The organism is Pseudomonas sp. S1(2024) (genome assembly GCF_046557535.1).
The window spans coordinates 70,754-96,127 of the sequence record NZ_JBKGFP010000082.1 but is presented as its reverse complement, the minus strand read 5'-3'; the positions used below and the strand labels follow the sequence as shown (position 1 = coordinate 96,127).

Genomic DNA, 25,374 nt, shown 5'->3' with positions numbered 1-25,374 from the left:
CCTGCGATTATCTAACCTTCTGATCGTCGAGATCGTGGCGGGGACGATCATGAAGCGGTTCATTGAGGGTGAGGCCCGGACGCAAGTCACGCTGCTGCCGGAGTGCCTGGATGATTACATCACCGAAGAAAACCCTGTTCGAGTGGTTGACGTTTTCGTCGATGAACTCGACCTCGGAGCGCTCGGATTCGAGGGTGTCGATCCGGCTGCTACGGGTCGTCCGGCCTACCATCCAGCAGTCCTGCTGAAAATCTACATCTATGGCTACCTCAATCGGATTCAGTCCAGCCGCCGGCTTGAGCGCGAGGCAGAGCGCAACGTCGAGCTGATGTGGTTAACGGGCCGGTTGGCTCCTGACTTCAAAACGATTGCTGACTTTCGTCGAGACAACGGTAAAGCTATTCGCGGCGTGTGCCGGCAATTCGTAGTGCTGTGCCGCAACCTCAATCTTTTCTCCCAGTCGATCATTGCCATCGACGGCAGCAAATTCAAAGCCGTAAATAACCGCGACCGCAACTTCACCCAGGGCAAGATCAAGGCGCGCATGCAGCAGATCGAGCAGAGCATTGACCGCTATCTTGCGGCGCTGGATTCGGCGGATCGGGCGGCGCCCGAGGTCGCCGAGGCCAAGGCTGAACGGCTGAGCGAAAAAATAGAAAAGCTGAAACAGCAGATGACAAAGCTAAAGGACATTGAAGCGCAGCTTCACGCCAGCCCAGATCAGCAAATCTCTCTTACCGATCCTGATGCACGCTCAATGGCCACGAGTGGCCGAGGTACTGGCACGGTTGGCTACAACGTACAAACAGCAGTCGATGACAAATACCATCTGATCATTGCTCATGAAGGCACTAATGTTGGCAATGACCGAACGCAGCTGAGCAATATGGCGAACCAGGCACGCGAAGAGATCGGCGCTGAGTCGCTGACAGTGGTCGCCGACCGAGGCTATTACAAAGGTCCGGAGATCCTTGCTTGCGAGCAGGCAGGGATCACCACTTTTGTCCCGAAGCCGCTGACATCAAGCAGCAAAGCGGAAGGCCGATTCGGCAAGCAGGACTTCATCTACATCGCTGCATCGGATGAATACCGATGCCCTGCGGATCAACTACTGACCCGCAGGCATTCTTCGGTGGAAGACGGCATGTTGCTGCACTCCTACTGGTTCTCTGGCTGCCAAAGTTGCTCCATGCAGAAGCAGTGTACGACGGGTAAGGAACGCCGGTTGAAGCGCTGGGAGCATGAAACGGTAGCTGCCCTTCATGTAGGGCAGCTTGCGGCCAGGAGCTGGCCGTGGCACTTGCGAGTTGCCACGTTAAAGCCTTGGTCGGGCGCGAGTGCCGTCTTATTGATGTGGATGTTCCGGAAACTGCTTGGCGCTGTCGCAAATGTCGTACCAGCTTGGCTTTTCCTTGACGAACTCATGGAAGAGATTGGTGATGGTTAATGCCTCATCGATGCAATTCGCAGCCACGGGAAACGACTCGGCGGTTGACGTCACCTCGCCCAATGCTGTTCCGCAGTGCGAACAGAAGCACCGGTTGTACTTATAAGGTGCTTCAGGATAGTAGGTGGTGATGGAGTCCGAGCCGGAAATCAGCTCGAACGATGAGCGCTTTACGAAGACGAAGGTACTTGCTCCGACCTTTCTGCAACGAGAGCAATGACATGTTCCCATCATTGTCGGAGGACTCGACACCGAAAACTTCACTGCTCCGCAGCAGCAACTACCGTTAAGCATGGCTTTCTCTCCAAAGGAAACAAATACTGTACATAAATACAGTGGCAATTGGAAGGGTGCCTTACCAAGACTTCAGATACCTCAGATGGATGAGGGGCAGCCATGGGTCGACAGGGTGACTCTTTTTCTCTAGGTCAGATTCAACCCACCGTCTGAAAGGAGTATCTCGCCGGTCAAGTAGTCGGACTCGACCAGCATGACAACAGCTTTTGCGATGTCCTCTGGGCTGGCGGCCCTGCGCATAGGTGCGCGAGTTCGCCACAACTCTTGAGCCTCTGTCCACTCTGCGGTCAGAGGCGTGTCGACCAAGCCAGGCGCCACAGCGTTTACGCGAATTTCTGGCCCTAGCGATACCGCGAGCAAGCGGGTCATGTGATTAAGCGCAGCTTTGCTTACCGCATAGGGAATCGATGCGCCCTTAGGACGGGTACCGGCATGCGAACTGATGTTTACGACGCAACCTGCTCGACGGTAACGGGCGGCATCGCGCAGTGCCGACTCGGCCAAAGCAACCAGATGGAACGGCGCCACGACATTAACCTCGTTAAGTTCGTGCCACACCGTCGAACTGGCAGAGGTAAGGTCGCCGTGCGCAATGACTCTGCTAATACCGGCGTTATTGACCAGTACGTCGAGCTGCCCCCACGCGGCGATAGCCTCGTTAACAAGCCTGACCCTGTCAGCTTCGACAGCAAGATCAGCTTGCAAGTAAATAGCCTGCTTCATTTCGGCAACCATAGCGTGTCCCGTATCCGCAGAATTTCGCGAATGGAGCACCACCGCATAGCCTGCCCGGCTAAGTACACGTGCAATGGCTGCGCCGATACCGGAAGTTGATCCTGTCACCAATGCGACGCGTAATACGTTATCGGTTGTCGGATTGGGTGGCATATGGATATCTCGAATGGGTTGCTAAAGAGTAAGCGGCCAGCGTACACACCTTGCACGTCTCAGTCAGGCATCCACAGATGCGGAAGCAGTTGCTAGGCTCTGTACGAAAAGCCTTGATACTTGTCCATGCTGCGTTGAAAACAGCCTCGGAATGCTCATGTACTCCAGTACACTCCGCTTCCTCGGCTGTTTTCGCCTTGCCTGCCCTGCGTCTCAAGACTTTTCGTACAGAGCCTAGATCTCACTGGCTCACTGCGTCAGCACATCATTTAGATACGCGCATGGGTCATGACCATTCAGCCGCGCAGAAGCTGAGATTTGGGGACGCGCGAACGTATCCGCTACAGGGAAACTCCCACCTCCCCGTCCGTTTGGCCATCTACCAAAGTCTGGATCTCTGCGAAGACATCCGAAGCTAGGCTGGCCGGGACGCCCCAATAATCAAAGATCCCACCCTCATCTCGATTCTGGCCACAGGTCACAAAAACGCCGGTCCCAAACTTCTGCTTCAGGCGCATTGCCAACCAGCCAACGAAACCGCTGTTGTCGGCGCCTTGCGTAAAGTGAAATCGGAAGACGCCGAATAGCTCTTGCTCGACATCAGCACAGGGGACCAGTTGACTCCATACCTGGTCATCCCGTACGAGCGCCAGTGCATCAGGGCGAGCGGCATTAGGGAACGATGGCAACGGAAACTCGAGAAATGCGTAGGTGCCGGGGAAGAGCCTCAAATGGGCTTGGGTAATGACGCGCAACAAGCGGCGCTCCGTATCTTGGACCGTTTCATGGGAAATGTTCACCATTTCAGACTCTCCGTTCAGTAAAGCGCGCAGCGCTTCTTTTGATTGACCGAGGAGATGCTAAGCAGGAAGATCTTCAAGATAAATGCTCGGATTTAAATAACATTAACAACTAAAGATTGTAGATATGGATAAGCTAAAAAGCATGGCGGCGTTCGTAGCAGCAGCGGAGTCAGACTCCTTCTCGGCAGCAGCTGCCGTGTTAGGCGTGACGCCACAGCTGATTGCCAAACAGGTCAGCAATCTGGAATCTCAGCTAGGCCTTAAACTGATCACCCGCACCACTCGCCGACAAAGCCTGACCGCCGTGGGCAGGGACTATTACTTGCGCTGCAAGGCTATCCTGAGCGACGTTGAAGACGCCGATCAGCTGGCGCTGTCAGCAAACTCGACTCCGCGCGGAAAAATCCGCATCAGCGCGCCCTATAATTATGGTTCTCATCGACTCATCCCGTTCCTGACCCAATACCTAACGCGTTACCCAGAAACGGAAATCGAGTTGGAGTTGACTGACAGGTTCGTGAATATCGTAGAAGAGGGATTCGAAGTCGTGTTTCGGCTTGGCAAACCCCAACTGGCCGACAGCGCGGCATTGGTTCAACGCGGCTTGAGACCTTTCAGGATGTTTGCTTGCGCATCTCCCGCTTATCTGTCGCGCAAAGGGACCCCGCTCCATCCCGAACAACTCGTGGACCATGATTGCCTGGGCTATCTGTTCTCCGATCGAATGACGGACAAACTCTGGCGATTCACCAAAAACATGCAGACGTTCACGATCCCCATTGCGAGTCGACTGAAAGTCAATAACACCCTGGCCAAGGTGAACGCCGCATTAGCGGATTTCGGCATCACGCTGTGCGTCGAGGATGTACTGATGCCTTACGTGCAACGGGGTGAACTGGTCGTACTTTTCGAGGAATTCGAAGGGCCCACGTATCCCGTCAATCTGATCTACCCCTTCGACCGTCGCCCCTCCGCAAAGCTCAGGCACTTCATAGACGAAGTTGTTGCTGCATTGGGTTCGCCGAAGGCTTAACAGAACAGGGCTGGTTGCGCGCAGCTTGTATGCAAGAGTGCTTGGTAGTGAAGGCGAGATCATCTGATCGCACCCGAGCCATGGTCGTCTGGCCTGATGCCGATGAGGCTGGCAGTAATCCGTTACAGGATGCCCGCTTTTGGCAGACCTCTGCCGGTGCTGACCGGCAGCTATGGGTCGATAGCTGCTATGCGCTATTCGCCGTATTCCGCATTCCAAGCATCGAAAGCATGCATCATCCTTTGTCTGGTCGATAGATCGGCAGGTATCAAATGCTCGATTCGCAGTGACTCTACAGTGATGTCCAGGGGTAGCCCGAAGGTCGTGAAGGTAGATAGAAAGCTCAACTCGCCATCTGCGATGCGCACTCGTGTCAGCAGCACGGGGCTGGCAGTCTCTGCGTGCAAGGCCACGCCCGGCGGAGGGAGGCTGCTCAGGCGCTCTGCGAGCGTAGGGTTGCTGACTGACTCCCTGGCCGCGCGTTGCCACGCGGCAGCACGGACCTCCTGGGCATTGGCCAGGCGATCACCCAGGCCGCCGGGGCATAACAGTGTTTCCAGCAGGTTGACGCCTGATGATAGGTCCTGCGCCACACCCGCCAGCGCCAACAGCAGACCTGTGCTCACGTTGGCGGCAGTGATATCCCAGTTGCTGTCCATGACGATGGCCGGCGCCGGATTGTTTGCATGCAGGATATGTTCGATGGCCGTGTGTACCACACCCATAGCGGGCGCATCGAGTGGCGTCGCGGCGTAGCGCGGCGCGTAGCCAGCGGCAAGAAACACTTCGTTGCAGTATTCCAGTGGCGCCCCAAGGGTCATCAGTAAGGCATGCAAGGTGTCGGGGCTGACTTTGGCACGCCCGGTTTCCACACAGCTGAGGTGGCGCTGCGAAACCCCGGCCATCAGTGCCAGGTCAAGCTGGCTGAGCCCCGCCTGCCGACGCAGGTGGCGCAAATGCTGGCCCGCGGAGGTGGCCGGTGCGGGGGATTTTTGATGGAACAGTTGGTAACTCATGCTTCGTCTCTAGCCCGTCCTTGCGCTCCGCGCTCAATGACCTCAGAGGTCATTGAGCGTCGACCATCCTACCCCTAATGTGCCAGGAAAACCTATCAGGGACATGATCATGGCTCTTCGTATTTGTGCGCTGGCATCGTTGGTGCTCTTTTCGATTTACAGTGGCTGGACGATGTTGATTGCCGAACAATCGCTACTGGCCTTTGGGCGCGAGCTTGTTTCGCGACCGGACACAGCCCAGGTGGTCATCGACTTGTACTTGATGGCGGCGCTGGCCTGCGTCTGGATGGTGAAGGACAACCACTCTCGGGGCAGGTCGCTCATCGCAATGCTTCCCTACTTGCTGCTCACGGCGGTTTTCGTGTCCGTCGGGCCGCTGCTCTATCTGGCGGTCAATGGCCTTGATCGGGGGCGCCAGGTGTGAACGATGCCTTGAACGTCTACGCGCTGTGCGTGGTTGTGCTGTTCCTCAAGATGTTTGCGGTCTCCTGTTACCAAGGTTGGTTCCGACTGCGGCACAGGGCATTCACCAACGCAGAAGACGCCGCTGTTTTCAATCGGGTTGCCCGTGAAGCAGAGCTTGCACAAGTGAATCGGGCGAGCAGGGCCTGGGCAAACGACCTGGAGAACATCCCGACTTTTTTCGCGCTCGGTGGGTTGGCCATTGCCATGAATGCACCTGCAACCGTCACGGCAGTGTTGAGCATTCTGTTCACCGTCGCCAGGGTCCTGCATACCGTGGTTTACTTGAGGGGTATCCAGCCATGGCGCACGGTTTACTATGGTATCGGGATACTCTGCCTCTTGGGGTTCTGCACGTCGCTCACAATGACGATATGGGTGCGCTGATCCTGGGTTCATGCCAGAAGCCCCAGGCAGAATTTGCTCCGAGATTTAGTTTTGCAAGCGCGGCCCCAACGTGAAATGGCTGACGAAACTGGTGCCTCGGCCGAGGTCGTGGAGCAGGTCTACCGGGCGATGATTTCGGCCTTCATCACTCAAGAACTGGCCATTCATGCGCAGCTGGCCAACGGACCTTCAGCATCTTGAAGACAACGCGGGGCTCATCCGAAGCCCCGCCGCCTCCCCCTTCCATCTTTGACTCAAAGCGGCGTGTGCTCGATCAAGCCGGGTACGTCTTCGGGTGATGCCGCTCGAACTGTGCCCTCTCGACTCAACATGCACATGAAACGCCGTTACCCTGTGCAGCAACGTCCGCCCCCACCAACGAAAACCCTTCGTCAAGCCAGCCGGTAACCCCGCCAATCATTTCTTTCACCGGAAAACCCAGCTCAGCCAAACGAACCGCCGCCCGATGTACGCCATTGCAATGCGGCCCCGCGCAATAAACAACGAAAAGCGTCTGGCGCGCATAGTCAGCCATGCGTTCTGCGCTGATGGTGCGGCCAGGAATATTGATCGCGCCCGGCACATGGCCCTGCGCAAACGCCTCGCTGCTCCTTACATCTACCAGCACATAGTCGACGTCACCCGACCGCTGGCTACGTTCAACATCCGAACAATCCGTCTCGAACGCCAGACGGCGGCTGAAATGAAGCAGGGCATCGGATGGGCTTGCGGCAGGATATTCGCTGACCAGGCTTGGCATGGATTTCACTCCTCGGTTGAAGGTGCGCCCATTGTAGGAAGCCCGCCTGTATCGCTACAGTGGCGCATTCGACAGTCACCGGTAGTTTTCCGCCAATGCTCACGAACCCTGGTTTGGTCGCCGTGCTGGCCTATGACGGGCTGTGCACCTTCGAGTTCGGCATTGCCGTGGAGATCTTCGGGCTGCCACGCCCGGAGTTCGAATTCGCCTGGTACACGCATCGCATCGTCGCCGTCGATCCCGCACCAATGCACGCGGCAGGTGGCATGCAGGTCATTGCCGAGTTCGGCTTGGAGTCGCTCGTTGATGCCCATACCATTATCATTCCGGGCTGGCGTAGCCGCGATGAGCGCCCGCCGCAGGTGCTGCTGGACGCCTTGCGCGCCGCGTATCAACGCGGGGCGCGGCTGCTTTCCATCTGTTCGGGGGTGTTCGTGCTCGCGGCTGCGGGCCTTCTGGACGGCAAGCGTGCCACCACCCATTGGCGCTATACGGACGAACTCGCGGCACGCTATCCACTCCTTGAAGTTGACCCTGGCGTGCTTTACGTAGACTGCGGCCAGCTGATTACCTCGGCAGGCAGCGCTGCCGGTATAGATGCCTGCCTGCACCTGGTGAGTCGAGACTTTGGTACGCAGGTTGCCAACACCGTTGCCCGTCGCCTGGTTATGGCACCCCAGCGTTCCGGAGGGCAAACACAGTTCTTCCCCGCACCCCTTGCCCAGAAGCCTCGCGATGATCTTGCCGCGGTGCTGGAGTGGGCGACCTTGCATGTGGGCAGGCCGCTTACGGTCAAGCAGCTGGCAGCGAAGGCGCTGATGAGCGAACGTACCTTCCTGCGACGCTTCATCGAAGCGACAGGCATCACGCCGAAAACCTGGCTGCTTCAGGTACGCATGAACGTGGCGCGTGAGTTGCTGGAAAGCAGCCCATTGAGCAATGAGCAAATCGCCGAACGCTGCGGGTTCGCCTCGGCGGAAAGTTTCCGGGCAGCATTTCGCAAGATCGTGGGGTTGGCGCCCATGAGGTATCGTGCGCAGTTTGGCAACCACTGACCGTTCAGCGGTACCTTTGATACACCGTTTCTGCCAAGGAAGCAGAAACACGTGCATGTCGATTCTGTCGCGCCCTGGTACGCGTCAGCTGCTATCCGGACTCAGGGCGACTGACCGTTGTGGCGTCAGAAGCGCTCATCCCCGATCGCGGGCAAGATCAACTCCCGTACGAATGAAGCCCCTGACAGGCGCAACAACGCATCGACCATGGTGACCACATCATGTACCGGTACCCAACGCCGCTCACCTCGCGCAGCAGCCTGCACCAATGGCGTGGACAGGGCGTCATCGGTATTCAGGTAACCCAGCTGAAGCACGGTCACCGCCAGGTTGTCATCCCTGAAGCCTTCGCGTAGCGCATCAGCCATGCCGTTGAGGGCGAACTTGGAGGCACCGAACGCTGCCTCCGGGCGCCCGCTCTGGCGAAGAGCCGAAGTCGAGCCGGTGAGGATCAACTGCGGCCGGGGAGCACCGAGCAACCTGGGTATCAGGCGTTTGAGAAGAAGCAGCGTGGCGGTGACGTTCACCTCGACCAGCCGGGTGATCGATTCGTCGCTGTCTTCGGAGAATGCATAGTGCTCGCTGAAGGCATGCTCTTCCCAGATGCCGACGTTGTATATCAGTACGTCCAGATCGGCAGGTGTTCGGTCCGCGATCCGTGCTACAGCCGCCACTGGCTCGGAAAGGTCGGCATCGATCCAGTACAGGTCGATGCCCGGCGCAAGGGCCAGATCTTTCGGCTGTTTGCGTGATACGCCAATCAGCGTGTCCCCGGGCTTGCCGAGGCCTTCGAGCAAAGCCCGCCCCAGCCCTCTGCTGGCGCCTACGATCATCGTCTTCACATGCTGTTCCTCTTTCCCTGATCTGCTCCAGGCCTCACTGGATCGGTCATCGCCTTCGACAGGCCCAAGGCGATGAAGCCGATAATCTGGAAAACCAGCAGTGAAGTCGGAGTGTCCATTTCTGGTGCTTGCGAGTTCGTTTGCGCAAGCAGCGAGTGTGCCGCCACGCCACTCTAAAACCTTGAGTTAACTCGAGGTCAATAGCGGTTCAGGGTTACAAGGCTGGCATTTCACCTTTTCCGCCGTGGCCGCAGCAGCATTGGTCACCACACCGCCGAACAGCGCCAGCCAGTATCCCTCAAGCCGTGGCGACCGTGCTTTTCACTGTATCGAGCAGCCCCAGGCGCGTGGCCCGGCAGACAGCACTCACCACAGCCTTGAGTGATGCCTGGAGTGTGCTGCCGTCCCTGCCCACGCCAAACAGCAACTGGTTCTTGACACGTATTTCGATGTAGGCAATGGCTTCGGCCTCAGCACCATCACGCACGGCGTGCTCGTGGTAATCGGCAATATCGAAGACCAGCCCCTGCTGGGCGAACGCATGGACCAGTGCGGCCACTGGGCCATTACCCTTGCCAGCGAACGCCAGGCGTTCACCCTCGACCAGCAGTTGAGCGTCAAGGTAAGTGCAGGCTTCGTCAGTGGTGACCATGGGGTGCAGCAAGGCGTAGGGATTACCCTGCTCCAGGTAGTTTCTGGTGAAGCACGACAAGATCATTTCGCTGGTGATCTCCCTCCCTTCACTATCGGCGACCTGCTGCACCAGGCCGCTGAACTCCATCTGTAACCGGCGCGGCAGGACGATACCCTGCTGCTCCAGGAGATAGGCCACACCACCCTTGCCCGACTGGCTGTTGACCCGGATGACTGCCTCGTAGCTGCGCCCCATGTCGGCCGGGTCGATCGGCAGGTACGGCACCTCCCAGAAACCGTCGGGGTTTTTCCGCCGTTGGGCGAAGCCCTTCTTGATTGCGTCCTGGTGAGAGCCGGAAAATGCCGTGAACACCAGCTCTCCCGCATAGGGATGGCGTGGATGGGTCGGCAACTGGTTGCAGAACTCGACCTCACGCTGGACATGGATGATGTCAGAGAAATCCAGCTCCGGGCTGATGCCACTGGTGTAGAGGTTCATGGCCAAGGTCAGGATATCGACATTACCGGTGCGCTCACCATTGCCGAACAAGGTGCCCTCGACCCGCTCGGCGCCTGCCAGGCAGGCCTGCTCGGCGGTAGACACACCTGTGCCACGGTCATTGTGCGGGTGGATACTGATGATCACGCTGTCGCGCTTGCGTACGTGGCGGCAGAACCATTCGATCTGGTCGGCGAACACGTTGGCGGTCGAAACCTCCACGGTGGTAGGCAGGTTCAGGATCATCTTGTTGGTGGGAGACGGTTCGAATACGTCTATCACCGCTTCGCAAATTTCCAGGCCAAAATCGAGCTCGGTGAAGCAGAAGGTTTCTGGTGAATACTGGTAAGTCCACTGCGTCTGCGGATTGGCCTGCATCAGCGCCTTGATCTCCCGGGTAGCCTGCGTGGCGATGCCGATGCAACCTGCGCGATCCACACCGAACACCACATCACGAAATACGGGAGCCGTTGCGTTGTACACATGAACGATGGCACGTGGCGCCCCCTTGAGCGCTTCGAAGGTACGCTCGATCAAGTGTGTACGGGCCTGTGTCATGACTTGGATAGTCACATCTTCGGGGATCCGACCGCTCTCGATCAATTCACGCACATAGTCGAAATCGGTTTGCGATGCTGCCGGGAAGCCAACCTCGATCTGCTTGAAACCGACCTTCACCAAAAGGTCGAAGAATCGGCGTTTGCGTTCGGCGTTCATCGGCTCGATCAGTGCCTGGTTACCGTCTCGCATGTCGACGCTACACCAGGTGGGAGCGACCTTCTGGACCTGATTGGGCCACTGGCGGTCTGGCAGGTCGACTGTGGCGAAATGGCGATATTTGATTGATGGATCCTTAAGCATCATGGCGGCTTTCTCCTGGGCCTGTGTAACACCTTGTACTTGCCCGTGATGGACAAGCCAAAATATTGGATCCAATTTACACAGAACCTGGCTTACCTCGATTGCGTTATTCAGCATCAATTCGGTAACTTGCGAACATTTATTGTTAAAAACAATGAAAAAATGGATTTTTATATCAAAAAATGAAAATAGGCAGCCACAGATTGCCTTCTTCACCATCCCATCGGAAGCTACAGCCCCAAAATCTGGCAAAGGCGAATGCGCCTTCATGAAAAAGCGCTTATTGGCTTGCTTCCGTCTCCTCCTGCTTGAAGATACGGAACCCTCGCGCCTGATAATTTCGAAGCGCGGCAGGATGGTCGAAGGTGCAGGTATGTACCCACACCCGCTCTGTACCGCTCCACTCCCACGCTGCTCGAACAGCGTGACTCAGGAGCGCTCCGCCGAAGCCACACCCCAGGAATTGAGGTGCCAGCCCGAAGTAGCGTATCTCTGCGTTACTGCCATCGGGGCGATAGAGCTCGTAATAGCCGGCTATCGCACCACGGTAATAGGCAACCCAGGTACGATGGCAATCCTGTTCGACGAGTGCCTGCCAGTCAGAAATCCCCCAGGTGTCAAGATCGCCCCACTCCCAAGGTGTGCCTACCAGCTTGTACAGAAACCGATTGAATTCCGCCTGAGGCACTTCACATTCAATGATCTGGAGTTCGTGAGGCTGTGTTTTTTCCTTCAGGTCGGATGCCGAGACCATTTCCAGATAATAAGTGGTGCAAGACCGTTCCATCGTAGACTCCCTACCCTACAGGCCAGCTATTGGTGTGAAACATGACAATGACCACCGGGGCCGACATCGAGCCCGGTGGTTTTTCACTACCTTACCAATTGTGCGTGTAACTGGCAGTCAATACCGTGCCGGGTGCCGGCAAGTGGCTGGTGTTGTTGTTATTGCGCAGCAACTGGCTGTAGAGCGGGTAGTAGTCGCGGTTGAACAGGTTCTGGATGCCGACGCTCACCTTGTCGTCTGCGGAGATCTGGTACTGGCTGATCAGGTCGACTGTCGTATAACTGCTAACCTGATGTCGACCAAAGCTGTCCACCCCATCGAGCCTGTAGTCCTTGGCATCGAAGAACGTGGCTTGCAAGCGGTTGCTCCAATCCAGGGTCGGCTTGTATTGCACGTAGGCGGTCAGCTTCAGCGGCGGAACGCGATAGCCGGTCATGTCTTGCCAGTCTTTACCGTCCGGTTTTTCTCGTCCGCGCATCCAGGTCGCACTCCCCCCTGCGCCCCACACAGCATCGTCCGACAGCCAATCGGCACTGGCTTCAGCACCGTAGATACGCTCCTTGGTGCGGGTCAGAATCAGGCCGTTGTTGAAACTTTGTACATCCCCCAGTTTGGAGGTGGTGTAGAACAGTGCCAGGGTGCCAAGGGTGTTGCTGCCCAGCTCTCCTCGCCAGCCAAGCTCATAGTTGTTGGTCTTGACCGGCTCCAGGTTCGATGCGCCGATGTCGAAGCCACGGCGCGCATTGCGCAGCTGGATGCCCACGTCGGGCAACTGGAAACCCTGGCTGAAGGAGGCGTAGATTTCCTGGCCGAGTACCGGCGAGTAGACGATGCCCAGGTTCGACAGCACCGCATCGTAATGAATGTCGCCACCCTTCACCGCCACCGGGGAGGCAGACGTGGACTCGGACAACGGAACGAAGTCATCGAATTCGGCGGTGGAGTATTCGTAGCGCAGGCCGCCGTCGACCGACCAATGCTCATCGAAGCGATGCTGCAGCTGGGCGAAGGCACCGGCGCTTCGCGTCCTCAGCGGGGGCATGTAGGTGAGCTTGCCAGTCTTGTCGAAAACCAGGCCGCCACTGGCGTCATAAGCCGCCGGGTCGAAGACATCGAGCGGCATTTCGCTGCGCTCCTGGTTATAGTCACCACCCCACACCAGTTCGGTACTGCCGCTGTCGCCAATTGGCGTGCGCAGCGTCAGGCGGCTTCCGAAGACTTCGCTGTTTTGCATGATCTGGTCAACATTGCCGCCGCGGGTGGCAACGGCACGGGCATCGAACGGGGTGAAGCGCGTGAAGTAGTCCCGGTAGTACATCTGGGCAGAAAGCCGGCTCCCGAGGATGTCGAGATTTTCATACTCCAGGTTCACCAGCGTGTTGCGAATGCGGTTCTGCTCGTCAAGATCCAGGCCCTTGATCGCATTGGCCGGCACAGAGCCAGCAGGGAGTTTCGCGACGCTTGGGTCGGTAGCGTAATCGCTGTCCTGGCGGGCATCGTAGTGGCTGACTGCAAGCTGCACTCGCTGGTTCTCGTCAATGTGCAGCCCCAGCTTGCCGCCAATGTTGTAGATGTTCGAATCGAACAGGTCGCCTTGGCTTGGCTCCGGGGCGATCCGGTCACCGTGCGCATCATACGAGGCACCGATATGGCGGGTACCGAAGTCGAACGAGTAGTCCACCGCACCCTGAGAGCCCGCGAAATATTGCTGGAACTGCCCCCCCAGGCCATCGCTGCCAAGGCGGGTCAGCGGCGAGGTCGCGCTCAGGCTGGTTTCGGCGCGGTTTTCACCACCCGCGGGCCGTGTGGTAATGGAGATGATGCCCCCCGTGGCGCCGCTGCCGTAGATGGCGCTGCTGCCACGAATGACTTCGACCCGTTCGATCAGTGCCGGGTCGATGTTGGCCAGGTTGCGCGAGGAGTCGCGGTTGGTATTGAGCGGCACCCCGTCGACCATGACCAGCATGCTGCGCCCGCGCAGGGTCTGGCCATACTCGGTGACGGTGCGGCTGGAGTCGGACATGCCGGGAACCGCCTTGGCCAGTACCGTAGCCAGGCTCTCTGACCCCTGGCGCAGCTCCTGCAGTTGTTCATGCTCGAGAATGGTGGATTGCCGCGTCGCGGAAACCAGGCTGCTGCTGGTGCGCGAGGCGGTGATTTCCGTCTGGGCCATTTCCACGGGTCCGCTCTGGATTCCAGCACTTGATGCAGGGGCACCCTGCGCGACGATGACGAACGTGCGCTCATCCTTGGCCTGTACCTGCAAGCCAGTGTCCTTGAGCAGCGTTTGAAGTGCTTCCTCGGGTGTGAACCGCCCCTTCACCGCAGGCGCGTTTCGGCCTGCACCAAGATCGCTGGCGAAGATGATCTGTACCGAAGACTGCTGTGCGAGCGCGTTGATGGCCTCGCCCAGCGGTGCGGCGGGGAGATCCACGTTCACCTTTTCCCGGCCCTGGGCCGACATTGCGATGAGCAGGCTACTGGCAAGCAATGACAGGCGTAGCTGGCGACTGCGGAGGGGAAAATGCACTTCTCGAGTTCCTTTTTGTGGTTGGGCTTTTTCAGTAGCCGCCATGGGGATCGAGAAACCCTACCTGCGCCTGAGAATTATTTTCTTGTCGGTTTGCGTTGAATCCGGACGCTGCCGTCCCCTACCTGCAGCACGGCGACAGGCAGGATGCTGGGCAGCAGATCCAGTAGCAGGTCGACATTGCGCGCTTCGAACACCCCCGTCACCTTGAGTGCGGCCAGGCTTGGGTCGCTCAGCTCGATGGGGGCCTTGCGATAGTGGCGCAACAACGACACCGCTTCATCCAGCGGCGTCTGCTCGAACACGATGCGATCATCTTTCCATGCCATCGCCTTGGAGGCGTCAGCCTTTGCAACCGGCATCAGTTGCCCGCCAATCGAGTCGACCTGTTGCCCTGGCCTCAGGGTGACAGGCGCCTGTGCTGCAGTTGCAGCGGTGACGTCCACGCGCCCACGGGCCAGGGTCACACGCACCGCGTCGTTATCCAGCCGGCGGACATTGAACAGCGTACCGAGCACCTCGACTTTCGCCATGCCAGCGGACACCACGAAGGGGCGGTACACGGCCGAGGACACATCGAAAAGCGCCTGCCCTGCGCGCAGGTCGACTTCGCGGCTGAGCAGACGCCAACTGATATCGACATGCGTGCCACTGTCGAGCAGCAGCTTGCTTCCATCGCTCAGCAGCACAGCGCGCCGCTCACCAATGGCGGTAGCGAAACGCTCGCTCTTGTAGGCAGGGTTCAGCCACGCCAGGGCCGAAAAGGCGATCGCAACCGCTAGTGTAATACCGGCCGACTTCACCGCTTTGGAGGGCGCTGGCCTGGACGGCGGCATGGGGAACAGCTGCTTGAGCTCTTCACGATGTCGCCCCAGTGCCTCGTCCAATGGCGCCTGTTCGGGCTGCTTGGTCATGGATGCACCTCATCGCGCCCAAGCCGTTGCCTGCACGCCGCCAACCCCAGGCGCAGATGCTTTTCCACAGTCTTCAGGGAAATACCGAGGCGCGCAGCTACTTCTGCCTGGGGGATTTCGTGAATCTTGTGCATGACGAAAACAGCCTGGCAGCGTGGTGGGAGGTCTGCGATAGCGTTGACGAGCAGTTGAAACTCGCGCGCGCTGTCATACCTGGTCACCGGGGTGGCTGCCGGGCAGGCCACCTCTGGCAGCTCGGAAATTGCCTCTACCCAGGCGCCTCGGCGGCGATCGCTACGATAGCGGCTCACGGCGGTGTCGTGGGAGATTTTTCGTAGCAGGGCCAGTGGGGTTCTGACGTCTTCTTTCTCACCGCGCTCAAGCAACTGCACACACACGTCATGCACTACATCGCGCGCCACGCTTCTGTCGCCGAAGCGTCGGCGAATGTGGTCCACCAGCTCGTCATAGTGACGGACCAATGTAGACAGCAGCGACGGTTTGGCGGGATCGAACGACACGATGCATCCTGGATAAGAGGTAGGCCTCGAAAACAAGACACAAGTGTAAATGAGAAATAATTGCGAATAAACAAGCTACTGCATCGAGCCATGCTAAACCGAGAGAGGGCGAGGAATGGTCAGACCGTTGGCAATGGCACTGGCTTCCAGCTTTGCACGCTCCGCATCCAGAAAGACATAGGCGGCTTGCAGCGTGTTGATCTTCGCTTGAATTTCGGCCATCTTGCCGGCTACCAACATCGCGCCTTGGGCGCAATCGATCGTGTTACCGCGCTTGGCCGCAAGGATGTCGCCAATCTCGGCGAGCGAAAAACCGCCACTCTGGGCACTTTGAATAAAGGCCAGGTCAACAACGGTCTGGTCGCTGTAGCTGCGGTAATTGTTGGCTTGGCGATGGGCCACGATAAGCCCGAGTTGCTCGTAATAACGCAATGTATGGCGGCCCACCCCACTCCGGCGCTCCAACTCTCCGACATTCACGATAAAAATTCCTTGACTGTAGAGTAGGCTCTACACCTTAGCCTGCGCCGATCATCCAGACAAGGATTCAGATATGAGCGTGGAATGCTTCGTCACTGGCGGCAGTGGGTTTGTGGGTCAACATCTGCTGGCCCATCTTACCGCGACAGGGCACAAGACCTGGGTGCTCATGCGCAACCCTGCAAACATCGAACGCCTCAAAGAGCAGGTAGGCCAACTGGGAGGTAATCCCGCCTATTTAAACGCAGTTGAAGGAGACATCAGCAGGGATGGGCTTGGACTCAGCGAAGCAGACAGGCAATGCGTAACTTCGGCCGCGGTGGCCTTTCACCTCGCGGCGCAGTTTACCTGGGGCCTTACAATGGAACAGGCCCGCGCAGTCAACGTACAAGGGGCGCTGAGGGTCGCCAGGCTTGCGGCGAGCCAGCGTATCCGCTTGCTGATGGCTGGCGGTTATATGCTGCAGAACCTTACCCATCTTGCAAGTATCGGGGTTGATAACGCGCACCCTGAAAACACCAATTGGCCTGCAGTATACGGCCGTGTCGGGGGCTACGAAGGCAGCAAGCTGGAGTCCCATTTCGCGGTCATCCGTTACATGCAGGAGGTAGGCGCAGATTACTCGATCGTTCATCCTGCTACGGTATGTGGTCACAGCGAGAGTGGGCATATCCCTGAAGGTCAACCTCTGGTGGACCTAATCAGAAACCTGGCACTGGGCCGGTTCAAGGCTGTCCCCGGTTCCGCCAGGCACTGGTTGCCGCTGGTCAGCGTTGATTACCTGGTAAAGATGATGACGTGCGTGGCGTTCGACCCATCAATGGTCAACCGGCAGGTCCTGGCGCTGTATGAGCACACGCCGAACCTGCAGGGTATGCTTGAGCAAATGGCACAAACGCTGGATATAGAGCCCCCCCGCCGCCATGTACCCATAGGGTTGCTGAAGTGGCTGTTGGCGATTCCAGGGCTGGCCAACCGATTATCGATCAGCGCGGAGTCACTGAACTTCATCCAGACGCAGCGGTTCGACATGAACGACAGCCAGCAACTGGAACGAAAGTATCAGTTGGCCCATCCCGACATGACGCGAACTTTGGAAAAGACGGTGCGCTACGTTGAGGGTTACTTGCCCAATCGTCATGTTCATACTTCTGCATACCCTGCCGGAAGATAACAAACGGGTTCTGACAGAACGCGTGATTCTGTCGAACATTCCAGCAACTTCGGTGTTATATTGTTGCACATGAACCGATTGGTTACTTCCTGACCGTCTGGTTAGTTAAAGCGTGTCGACGCTCAACTTGGTCTTTAGGGAAAAAGGCGTGTGAATTGACGTGAAGCGTGACATCCACCTCGTTGTGCTACTGCTATCGGTCATCGGTTGCTCTCTCGCCTCGCTAACGCTGTGGAAGGTCATGGCTTCTCGCGAGCGTGCCCTGGAAGACGTCAATGTCCATGGCCTTAACCTGACCCAGGCATTGTCCACCTATTCGGAAGGTATTGTCCGTCAGAGCTCAATGCTGCTGCTCGGGCTGGTCGAGCGCCTGGAAACCGAGGGCTCCGGACCTGCGCAGATCGAGCGGCTGGATCAACTGGTCAAGCGCCAGCAACCATTGATGCCGCCAATGAGCGGCATCATGATCTACGCCAGGGACGGACGCTGGCTGATGTCGTCCAACCAGCCGACCCCGGTCGGTGCCAATAGCAGCGACCGCGCCTTTTTCATACACCATCGTGACGACCCGTCCCGCGACCCTTTCATCGGCCTGCCAATCCGTAGCCGCGTCAACCAGGAATGGGTGATCACCATCAGCCGGCGGTTCAACGATAACCATGGCGAATTCGCCGGCGTTGTCGCCATGACGCTTGGCGTGGAGAACTTCCTGCAGCTATTCGGCAAACTCGATGTCGGCCATGAGGGTGCCATCGGGCTGGCCTATACCGACGGTTCCATGCTGGTGCGCTACCCGTTTCGGGAACAGGACATGGGTCGCAACTTTTCGAAGTCGCCCATCTTTACCAAGTATCTCGTTGACCAGTCAGCAGGCACTGCATCGTTCACCTCCAGCCTGGACGGCGTGGAGCGCCTCTATGCATTTCGCAAGAGCGACAAGCTACCTTTGGTGACAACGGTCGCGCTGGGCAAGCAGGAGGCACTCTCGGCCTGGCGGCTCGAGGCGCTGCTGTCAACGCTGGTGGTCGCTGTGCTGCTGGCACTGACCGGGGCCATTGGCTGGCTGTTGATTCGCGCCATGAGCCGGCGAAATGCGGTCGAAAGCGAGCTTCGACTGACCCAGCAACGGCTACTCGACAGCAACCAGCAGCTCGAGAGCCTGGCGATGCACGATGCGCTCACGGGGCTTGCCAACCGGCGCTGCTTTGACGAAGCGCTGACTCAGGAAATCCGCACGGCCCATCGCAATGGCACCACGCTGGCTTTGCTGATGATCGACATCGATCATTTCAAACCCTACAACGACACCTACGGGCATCCGGCGGGCGATGCCTGCCTGCAGCAGATAGCCTCCCTGCTCTCCTCCTGCATTCGCCGCCCTCGCGACCTGCTGGCACGCTACGGGGGAGAGGAAATGGCGGTAATCCTGCCCGATACCGACAACGATGGAGCTGCCGTCGTCGGCAGGCTGATGCTCGAACGCCTGGCCTTGCAAGCCATCCCTCACAAAGGCAGCCCATTCGGACACATAACCGCCAGTATCGGCATCGCCTGCTCCAAAGGTACGGCCCTGGACAGCGCGCCATCACTGATTGAGCGCGCCGACCGGGCGCTCTATATCGCCAAGCAGGCCGGCCGCAATCGCCTCCATGTCGACCGGTCGAAGACATAAAGCCAAATAACAAGGAATGTATAAATGCAATCTCAATTCAGCAAAGGCTTGCTCTTTGCACTCTGCGCCGCTGCACTGAATGCAACGATCGGTGTACTCAGCAAGGTATTGATGAACAGTGGATTCAGTTCCAGCAGCATCGCCCTGATAAAAACAGTCCTCGGCTGCCTATTGCTGTCAGCACTGCTACTGTTCCTCAAGCGGCCACTGCATACGGCCAAATGGTTCCATGCCGCCGTTTGCGCCTTTCTCGGCATTTTTGTGCTGTTCCACTTTGAGACTTCGGCCTATAGCCATTACGCCGCGGCAGGCGTCGTGGTGATCCTGATGGCGAGCGCCTCCATTTCTTCGATATTACTGGGACGGATAGTCCTCAAGGATCCAATCACCGCCAATGCCACAGTAGGCGCCGGTTTGACCATAGCCGGTATTGCCGTGATTTTTGGAGCCGACCTGGACCAAGGCTTCACGCTGCAAGGCGCAATGCTCGCTGCGACTGGGGGCTGCGGCTACGGTGCATTTTCAGTTGCCATGAAGCGCATGGGCGTTTCCGGGGGGCTGCATTTCACTCGGCAACTATTGTTTTTCGGCAGTCTCTACCTGCTGATGCCAGCTGCAACCGATGGGTTCATCATGGGTGAACTGTCGCTGGGAGCGGTCCTGGCATTGCTGGCGCTGGCTGCGTTGCCGACTATCCTCGGCTTCTTCTGTACCACCAAGGCCATCGAATATTTGAAGCCATCACAAGTGCAGGCACTGGAGCTGACTGAACCGCTGTTTGCCGCGCTTCTAGCGTTCGTGATCCTCAATGAAGTGCCACGAGACACCTTGTACCTGGGGGCCGGGCTGATCCTCTGCGGATTATGTTTCTCCAACGAGCTGATCCGGTTAGGCAAAAAAGCACCACAGCCGTCCGGTGCATAATTCATTTTCAATCAGCACCCGGCGAGCACGCGCTCCTTGAGGCGCATGCTCGCACTGCCGCATTACCAGACTGCAATATCGTAGGTGAGATAAATCCGGTTGCTGTCACGACCTCGGGCAAAGTCAGAGCGGTATACATAGTTGCGCAGTTTCACGCCCAGCCCTTTGACTGGCCCGGACTGCACCACGTAGGCAAGCTCCACATCACGCTCCCACTCGCTGAGCCCGGCTTCACCGGAACGACCGTTGTCCCCGCTCAGGTAACGCGCCATGAAGGTCAGCCCGGGCACACCGGCCGCTGCAAAGTTGTAGGCGTAGCTCGCCATCCAGGTTTTCTCTTCCTCCTCGATGAACTTGCCTATGCCAACGTTACTGAACGAGTAAACCGTCGCGCCGCTGATGTACGGCAGCCCTGCCTCGCCGTCGAGCACCTGGTAACCGGCACCGACAGTGTGCCCGGAGTGGGTATAGGACAACTGCCCGCTGAACATGTCATTGTCGATCTGGCCGCCATGAGCGGCTCCGCTGTCGCGGCTCTTGAAATAGCGCAAGTCGGTGGTGAACACCCCTCCACCCAACGGCAGGTCGTGTACCAGGCCGGCATAGTCCTGGCGATAGAAGTGTTCGAGCTGGCCGTGGAAATAGCTCAAGCGCAGCTGCTTGCTGACGGCATAGTCGGCACCGGCAAAGTTGAAGTCGCCAGACTCGCCGCCACCATAACCATCCAGGAACAGACCGGTGCTGTCCGAGGAGTCCCGCTGCTTGAAGCGGTCCAGGTGGCCGGCGGTCAGGGTCAGGCCATCGACATCGGTACTGGTCAGCTGCGTACCCTGGTAGGTCTGAGGCAACAATCGTGCATCGTTGTACACCAACACCGGTGTCTTGGGCAGCAAGGTGCCATGCTTGACGATGGTCTGCCCCAGTCGCGCCTTGGCGGTTACCCCGGCACTGGCGAACTCGTCCGCGGCACGGCCATCGTCATGCACCGGCAGCAAGCCGGTACCGCTGCGGCCGCGGCCCGAATCGAGCCGGACGCCTACAAGCCCCAAGGCATCGAGCCCCAGCCCCAGCGGGCCTTGGGTGAACCCTGATTGGTAGTCGAGCAGAAAACCCTGCGCCCATTCCACCCGCTCGCTCTTTGCAGTTGCAGCAGCGCGGGCGCTCATGCCTTGTTCGTCGCGGAAGTTTTCGTTGAAGTAAACGTTGCGCAGCTGCAGCTTGAGCTTGCCGTCGTCGATGAATCCGGCAGCGCCGGCCACAGGCAGCCAGCCGCAGAGCAGGCCACAGGTGGCCCGGCGGAAAACAGTTCGGGACATTTTCGATACTCTGTTGTTGTTCTTGGATGAGGTGGGCGCCAGCGGCGCCCGAAGCAGATCAGACGAAGAAGGACAAGGCACCCGTGACCAAGGCCAGTGCGGTGATGACCAGTGATGTCAGCACCGCCCATTTCACGGTGGCCTTCTGGAAGTCGCCGATGTCGCGATCGACCATGCCCACCAGCAGCAAGGTCGAGGCCACCAGCGGGCTCATCAGGTGCACTGGCTGCCCCAGCACCGAGGCGCGGGCGATTTCAACCGGGTCGATGCCGTAGGCGGCCGCAGCGTTGGCAAGGATCGGCACCACGCCGAAGTAGTAAGCGTCGTTGGACAGTACGAAGGTCAGCGGCATGCTGGTCAGCGCCACCACCAGCGGGAACCAGTGGCTCCACGCCTCGGGAATCCAGTCGACCAGGGTCTGAGCCAGCGCATCGACCATCTTGGTACCCGAGAAGATCCCCGCGAAGATGCCTGCGGCGAATACCAGCAGTACCACTGTCATGGCATTGCCAGAATGGGCGAGGATGCGCTCTTTCTGCAGATCCAGCTGCGGGTAGTTGATCATCAGCGCCGCGACGAAACCGATCATGAACAACAGTGCGGAATGCATCACGCCCATCACCAGCGCTGCCATGACGGCAATCACCAGCACCAGGTTCACATACGCCAGGCGTGGGCGCTTATGTGGGCTCTCGCCGAGGATTTCCTTGATGTAGCAGTTGCCGCCACCCGACTCCAGGGCGATGTTGCCGATGCGTCGGCGCTCGGCGCGGCCCAGCAGGAACGCGGTGAACACCACCCAGGCCGCACCGCCGATCACGGTCGGCAGCATCGGGATGAAATACTCGGTCGCATCCAGCCCGAGCGCGGCAATGGCCCGGGTGGCCGGCCCACCCCAAGGGCTCATGCCACTCATGATACTCAGCGACAGCATGGATACCGTGGCCAGGATCATCGGGTTCATGCCAATGCGCTTGTACAGCGGCAGCATGGCCGCACAGGTAATCATGTAGGTGGTGGTGCCATCACCGTCGAGCGCCACCAACAGCGAGAGCAGCGCGGTACCGATGGCGATCTTGACCGGGTCGCCATTGACGCGCTTGAGGATCTTGCGGATCAGCGGGTCGAACAGGCCGGCATCGATCATCAGGCCGAAGAACAGGATGGCGAACAACAACAGGGCCGCCGAGGGCGCCACCATTTTCAAGCCATCGAGCATCATCTTGCCCAGCTCGGGGGCGAAGCCGCCGATCACTGCAAAGACAATGGGTACCACGGTGAGCGCAACGATTGGCGACAGGCGTTTGCTCATGATCAGGTAGGTGAAGGTCACCACCATGATCAGGCCCAGGAGTGCGAGCATGGTCTTTTCTCTTGTTTTTATTCTATTGCGGCCATCGGCAAGGCAGACGGCCCCCTACCCCACTCGGCATCGCAGGGATGCTGAGTGGGATTCTAAGTCAACTATGGAAGGTGAAGAGGCTTTTCAGCCGTGATGCCGAGGCTCGGCAGACCAGTCGGCCTGCGCAATATCCGCCTCGTCCGGTGCAGCCGGAATGCCGTTCAGGCGGCGCAGCAAGGTTTCCCGCTCACAGGCATTCTCCGACAGCGAGATGACCACCGTGGCCACGGCATTGCTGGCCAGGCTGGTCAGGGCACGCGCCTCGGACATGAAGCGATCGATGCCGATCAGCAAGGCAAGCCCTGCCAACGGGATGTCGTGAATGACGGTCAAGGTCGAAGCCAGCGCAACGAAACCACTACCGGTCACACCCGCCGCGCCTTTTGACGACAACAGCATGATCGCCAGCATCGTCACCGTCTGGCCAAGGCTCAGGTCGATGTTGCAAGCTTGAGCGATGAAGACCGCCGCCAACGACAGGTAGATGGCAGTACCGTCGAGGTTGAAGGAGTAACCGGTTGGCAGTACCAGCCCGACCACACCTTTCTTGCAGCCCAGTTTCTCCAGCTTTTCCAGCATGCGCGGCAGTACAGGCTCGGTGGACGAGGTGCCGAGCACCACCAGAAACTCCTCGCGGAAATAGCGCAGCAGCTTCCACAAGCTGAAGCCATGGGCACGGCAGATGCCGCCAAGCACCACCAGCACGAAGAACGCACAGGCGATGTAGAGCGTACCGACCAGCTTGGCCAGTGCCCCCAGGGACGTCACGCCGTACTGCCCGACGGTAAAGGCCAGCGCACCGAAGGCGCCGACCGGGGCGAAGCGCATCAGGTAGCCAAAGATGCGAAACACCATGGTCGAGGCAGACTCCAGCACATCGAGTACCGGCTTGCCCTTCTCGCCCATCGAAGACAAGGCGAAGCCGCTGAGCACCGCGATGAACAGCACCGGCAACACTTCACCCTTGTTGAACGCCCCGATGAACGTGTCGGGAATGATATGCATGAAGAAGTCGACCACGCTGAGCTTCGCCGCAGATGCGGCGTACTGGCCGAGCCCCGCAGTGCTGAGAGTGGCAGGGTCGATGTTCATGCCGACACCAGGACGGAACAGGTATACCGCTGCCAGGCCGATCATCAGGCTGATGACAGTCAATACCAGGAACAGCAGCAAGGTCTTGCTCATCAAACGCCCGAGGGAGCGCTTGTCGGTCATCCCGGCGATACCGGTGACGATGGTGCAGAAGACCACCGGCGCGATCATCATCTTGATCAGCTTGATGAACGCATCACCCAGGGGCTTGAGCGCAACGGCCTGTTGCGCCCAGAAGTGACCGACCACCACGCCCAGCAGGACGGCGCAGAGGATCTGGAAGTACAGCGATTTGGCGAGTCTCATGAGGCATCACCCATTGTTGAAATTGTGCGGATGCGCTTGTTGCGAATGTACAGGTCTGGACTACCGCCTGGGCCTACCCCGCCAACCTGCGGAATGTAGGCGCGTAAACGAAGCCTGAGAACAGCCGCCGGGCGGTTCGCACCACAGAGGCCTGAATCGTCTTGCCATCTGCGCCACTGCGCGACAGCGCGACATCGATACCGCCGCTTGGATGTTCCAGACGCACTTCGGTCAACTGCACGGCGCCCTCGCCCAGCAGATCGCCGATCACCGTACCTGGGCTGACGCAGGCAGTCGCCAGCCCTATCGCTCCGGTGATGGCCAAGGCGCGGTGGCAGTTGTGCGGCATGAAGTAGCGAACCTGCAACGTGCCGTCATAACGGGGCTTGGACACCAGAACAGGCTTGGGGATGACCATGCCGCTGACATCACCCAGGCCCATGGCCTTGCCGGCCTTCAGGCGCAACGCCTCGAGGCGCTCGAGCAGTTCGCCGTTGGCGTCGAGTTCGGCCGGGGATTCCGAGCCGGTGACGCCCAGCTGGCTGGCCTCCACCACCATCATCGGCATGGCCATGTCGATGCAGGTGACCGCAACGCCGTCGATCACATCCTTGGCCTTGCCAGTCGGGAACAGTTTGCCGGTCTTGCTGCCGACCGCATCGAGGAAGGTCAGGTGTACCGGGGCGGCAGTGCCCGGTACGCCATCGATCGCCGTGCGGCCTTCATAGCGCACGATGCCGCCGGGGGTTTCCACCAGCGAATTGACGAAAGTGCCGGTGTTCAGGTTGCGAATACGCACCAGCGTCTTGCCGTCCTGGCCTTTGACAAGCCCTTGCTCGATGGCGAACGGGCCAACGGCGCACAGCATGTTGCCGCAGTTGGGCGCGGTATCGACCCGGCGCTGGGCGACCATGACCTGCACGAACAGGTAGTCGACGTCGGCGTCGGCATGCAGCGAGGGGCTGACAATCGCTACCTTGCTGGTCTGCGGGCTACCGCCACCGATGCCGTCGATTTCCAGTTCATGCCCGGAACCCATCAGGTTGATCAGCAATTCGTCGCGTTCGACCACATTGGCAGGAAGGTCCCATGCATGGAAAAAGGGGCCCTTGGAGGTGCCACCGCGCATGAGTACGCAAGGAATTCGTTGCATGATTTCGCACTCTTGTTGATCAATGGACATCATTGATGCTGTGGACAAAAGATTGACAGGGATGGATAAATCAATCCAATGCAAATATCGTAGTTATTGTTCCGATTTGAGCATCAATAC

General features: G+C 58.7%; 23 protein-coding genes and 2 pseudogenes. 9 read left to right on the top strand and 16 right to left on the bottom strand.

Going from position 1 to position 25,374, the window contains the following annotated elements:
• Positions 1 to 49 precede the first annotated feature (49 nt).
• Positions 50 to 1,252 (top strand): annotated as a pseudogene (locus tag ACLCGK_RS23015) (IS1182 family transposase); the annotation flags it as partial.
• A 93-nt stretch (positions 1,253 to 1,345) separates the two neighbouring features.
• On the opposite strand, the gene ACLCGK_RS23010 reads toward ACLCGK_RS23015, so the two are convergent.
• From ACLCGK_RS23010 to ACLCGK_RS23000, 3 genes are all read right to left on the bottom strand, one after another.
• Complete coding sequence (locus ACLCGK_RS23010; RefSeq protein ID WP_410953032.1) at positions 1,346 to 1,678, bottom strand: GFA family protein; 333 nt, start codon at positions 1,676 to 1,678, stop codon at positions 1,346 to 1,348.
• A gap of 192 nt (positions 1,679 to 1,870) precedes the next feature.
• Positions 1,871 to 2,632: an SDR family NAD(P)-dependent oxidoreductase gene (locus tag ACLCGK_RS23005; protein ID WP_410953031.1), complete on the bottom strand. Its 762-nt coding sequence runs from the start codon at positions 2,630 to 2,632 to the stop codon at positions 1,871 to 1,873.
• Positions 2,633 to 2,973: 341 nt separating this feature from the next.
• Entirely contained in the window at positions 2,974 to 3,435 is a 462-nt protein-coding gene (locus ACLCGK_RS23000; RefSeq protein WP_410953030.1) for a DUF6196 family protein, read from the bottom strand.
• A 124-nt stretch (positions 3,436 to 3,559) separates the two neighbouring features.
• Between ACLCGK_RS23000 and ACLCGK_RS22995 the strand changes: the two genes are divergently transcribed.
• Positions 3,560 to 4,468: a LysR substrate-binding domain-containing protein gene (locus ACLCGK_RS22995; RefSeq protein WP_410953029.1), complete on the top strand. Its 909-nt coding sequence runs from the start codon at positions 3,560 to 3,562 to the stop codon at positions 4,466 to 4,468.
• A gap of 194 nt (positions 4,469 to 4,662) precedes the next feature.
• Here ACLCGK_RS22995 and ACLCGK_RS22990 read toward each other — a convergent pair whose 3' ends face one another.
• Entirely contained in the window at positions 4,663 to 5,484 is an 822-nt protein-coding gene (locus ACLCGK_RS22990; RefSeq protein ID WP_410953028.1) for a helix-turn-helix domain-containing protein, read from the bottom strand.
• Between the two features lie 109 nt (positions 5,485 to 5,593).
• Between ACLCGK_RS22990 and ACLCGK_RS22985 the strand changes: the two genes are divergently transcribed.
• The 3 genes and pseudogenes from ACLCGK_RS22985 to ACLCGK_RS22975 form a co-directional block, all read left to right on the top strand.
• Entirely contained in the window at positions 5,594 to 5,908 is a 315-nt protein-coding gene (locus ACLCGK_RS22985; protein ID WP_024086856.1) for a DUF2834 domain-containing protein, read from the top strand.
• Positions 5,905 to 6,333, top strand: a complete 429-nt coding sequence (locus tag ACLCGK_RS22980; RefSeq protein WP_410953027.1) for an MAPEG family protein — start codon at positions 5,905 to 5,907, stop codon at positions 6,331 to 6,333. The genes ACLCGK_RS22985 and ACLCGK_RS22980 overlap by 4 nt, the downstream gene beginning before the upstream one ends.
• A 60-nt stretch (positions 6,334 to 6,393) precedes the next feature.
• A pseudogene (locus ACLCGK_RS22975) lies at positions 6,394 to 6,534 on the top strand (chorismate mutase); the annotation flags it as partial.
• 124 nt (positions 6,535 to 6,658) lie between these two features.
• On the opposite strand, the gene ACLCGK_RS22970 reads toward ACLCGK_RS22975, so the two are convergent.
• Positions 6,659 to 7,093: a rhodanese-like domain-containing protein gene (locus ACLCGK_RS22970; RefSeq protein ID WP_410953026.1), complete on the bottom strand. Its 435-nt coding sequence runs from the start codon at positions 7,091 to 7,093 to the stop codon at positions 6,659 to 6,661.
• A gap of 95 nt (positions 7,094 to 7,188) precedes the next feature.
• Here ACLCGK_RS22970 and ftrA point away from each other — a divergent pair, with 95 nt between their 5' ends.
• A complete protein-coding gene (ftrA, locus tag ACLCGK_RS22965; RefSeq protein ID WP_102083696.1) occupies positions 7,189 to 8,148 on the top strand; it encodes a transcriptional regulator FtrA in 960 nt (319 codons plus the stop codon).
• A 125-nt stretch (positions 8,149 to 8,273) separates the two neighbouring features.
• Here the strand turns inward: ftrA and ACLCGK_RS22960 are convergent, their stop codons facing one another.
• The 7 genes from ACLCGK_RS22960 to ACLCGK_RS22930 all read right to left on the bottom strand — a co-directional run bounded on the left by ACLCGK_RS22960 (position 8,274) and on the right by ACLCGK_RS22930 (position 16,215).
• Complete coding sequence (locus ACLCGK_RS22960; protein ID WP_410953025.1) at positions 8,274 to 8,990, bottom strand: SDR family NAD(P)-dependent oxidoreductase; 717 nt, start codon at positions 8,988 to 8,990, stop codon at positions 8,274 to 8,276.
• A 298-nt stretch (positions 8,991 to 9,288) separates the two neighbouring features.
• Positions 9,289 to 10,986, bottom strand: a complete 1,698-nt coding sequence (gene leuA, locus ACLCGK_RS22955) for a 2-isopropylmalate synthase (protein ID WP_015270092.1) — start codon at positions 10,984 to 10,986, stop codon at positions 9,289 to 9,291.
• 277 nt (positions 10,987 to 11,263) lie between these two features.
• Positions 11,264 to 11,770 (bottom strand): GNAT family N-acetyltransferase, encoded by a 507-nt coding sequence (locus tag ACLCGK_RS22950; protein ID WP_410953024.1) that lies wholly within the window; start codon positions 11,768 to 11,770, stop codon positions 11,264 to 11,266.
• A 91-nt stretch (positions 11,771 to 11,861) separates the two neighbouring features.
• Positions 11,862 to 14,300, bottom strand: a complete 2,439-nt coding sequence (locus ACLCGK_RS22945; RefSeq protein ID WP_410953023.1) for a TonB-dependent siderophore receptor — start codon at positions 14,298 to 14,300, stop codon at positions 11,862 to 11,864.
• Between the two features lie 77 nt (positions 14,301 to 14,377).
• Positions 14,378 to 15,214: a FecR family protein gene (locus ACLCGK_RS22940; RefSeq protein WP_139657655.1), complete on the bottom strand. Its 837-nt coding sequence runs from the start codon at positions 15,212 to 15,214 to the stop codon at positions 14,378 to 14,380.
• Positions 15,211 to 15,735 carry an RNA polymerase sigma factor gene (locus ACLCGK_RS22935; RefSeq protein WP_015270088.1) on the bottom strand — a complete coding sequence of 175 codons (525 nt, stop codon included), beginning with the start codon at positions 15,733 to 15,735 and terminating at the stop codon, positions 15,211 to 15,213. Before ACLCGK_RS22935 ends, ACLCGK_RS22940 begins: the two co-directional genes overlap by 4 nt.
• A 93-nt stretch (positions 15,736 to 15,828) precedes the next feature.
• Positions 15,829 to 16,215: a MerR family transcriptional regulator gene (locus ACLCGK_RS22930; protein WP_023660557.1), complete on the bottom strand. Its 387-nt coding sequence runs from the start codon at positions 16,213 to 16,215 to the stop codon at positions 15,829 to 15,831.
• Positions 16,216 to 16,288: 73 nt separating this feature from the next.
• On the opposite strand from ACLCGK_RS22930, the gene ACLCGK_RS22925 reads away from it, so the two are divergent.
• From ACLCGK_RS22925 to ACLCGK_RS22915, 3 genes are all read left to right on the top strand, one after another.
• Positions 16,289 to 17,389, top strand: a complete 1,101-nt coding sequence (locus tag ACLCGK_RS22925; RefSeq protein WP_410953022.1) for an SDR family oxidoreductase — start codon at positions 16,289 to 16,291, stop codon at positions 17,387 to 17,389.
• 160 nt (positions 17,390 to 17,549) lie between these two features.
• A complete protein-coding gene (locus ACLCGK_RS22920) occupies positions 17,550 to 19,061 on the top strand; it encodes a diguanylate cyclase domain-containing protein (RefSeq protein ID WP_410953021.1) in 1,512 nt (503 codons plus the stop codon).
• A gap of 24 nt (positions 19,062 to 19,085) precedes the next feature.
• Positions 19,086 to 19,985, top strand: a complete 900-nt coding sequence (locus tag ACLCGK_RS22915) for a DMT family transporter (RefSeq protein ID WP_410953020.1) — start codon at positions 19,086 to 19,088, stop codon at positions 19,983 to 19,985.
• Positions 19,986 to 20,047: 62 nt separating this feature from the next.
• Here the strand turns inward: ACLCGK_RS22915 and ACLCGK_RS22910 are convergent, their stop codons facing one another.
• From ACLCGK_RS22910 to ACLCGK_RS22895, 4 genes are all read right to left on the bottom strand, one after another.
• Positions 20,048 to 21,301: an OprD family porin gene (locus ACLCGK_RS22910; RefSeq protein ID WP_054573820.1), complete on the bottom strand. Its 1,254-nt coding sequence runs from the start codon at positions 21,299 to 21,301 to the stop codon at positions 20,048 to 20,050.
• Positions 21,302 to 21,359: 58 nt separating this feature from the next.
• A complete protein-coding gene (locus tag ACLCGK_RS22905) occupies positions 21,360 to 22,664 on the bottom strand; it encodes a CitMHS family transporter (RefSeq protein WP_013972233.1) in 1,305 nt (434 codons plus the stop codon).
• Between the two features lie 123 nt (positions 22,665 to 22,787).
• Positions 22,788 to 24,101: a C4-dicarboxylate transporter DctA gene (gene dctA, locus ACLCGK_RS22900; protein WP_003256769.1), complete on the bottom strand. Its 1,314-nt coding sequence runs from the start codon at positions 24,099 to 24,101 to the stop codon at positions 22,788 to 22,790.
• 73 nt (positions 24,102 to 24,174) lie between these two features.
• A complete protein-coding gene (locus ACLCGK_RS22895; protein ID WP_015270082.1) occupies positions 24,175 to 25,254 on the bottom strand; it encodes a 4-oxalomesaconate tautomerase in 1,080 nt (359 codons plus the stop codon).
• Positions 25,255 to 25,374 lie beyond the last annotated feature (120 nt).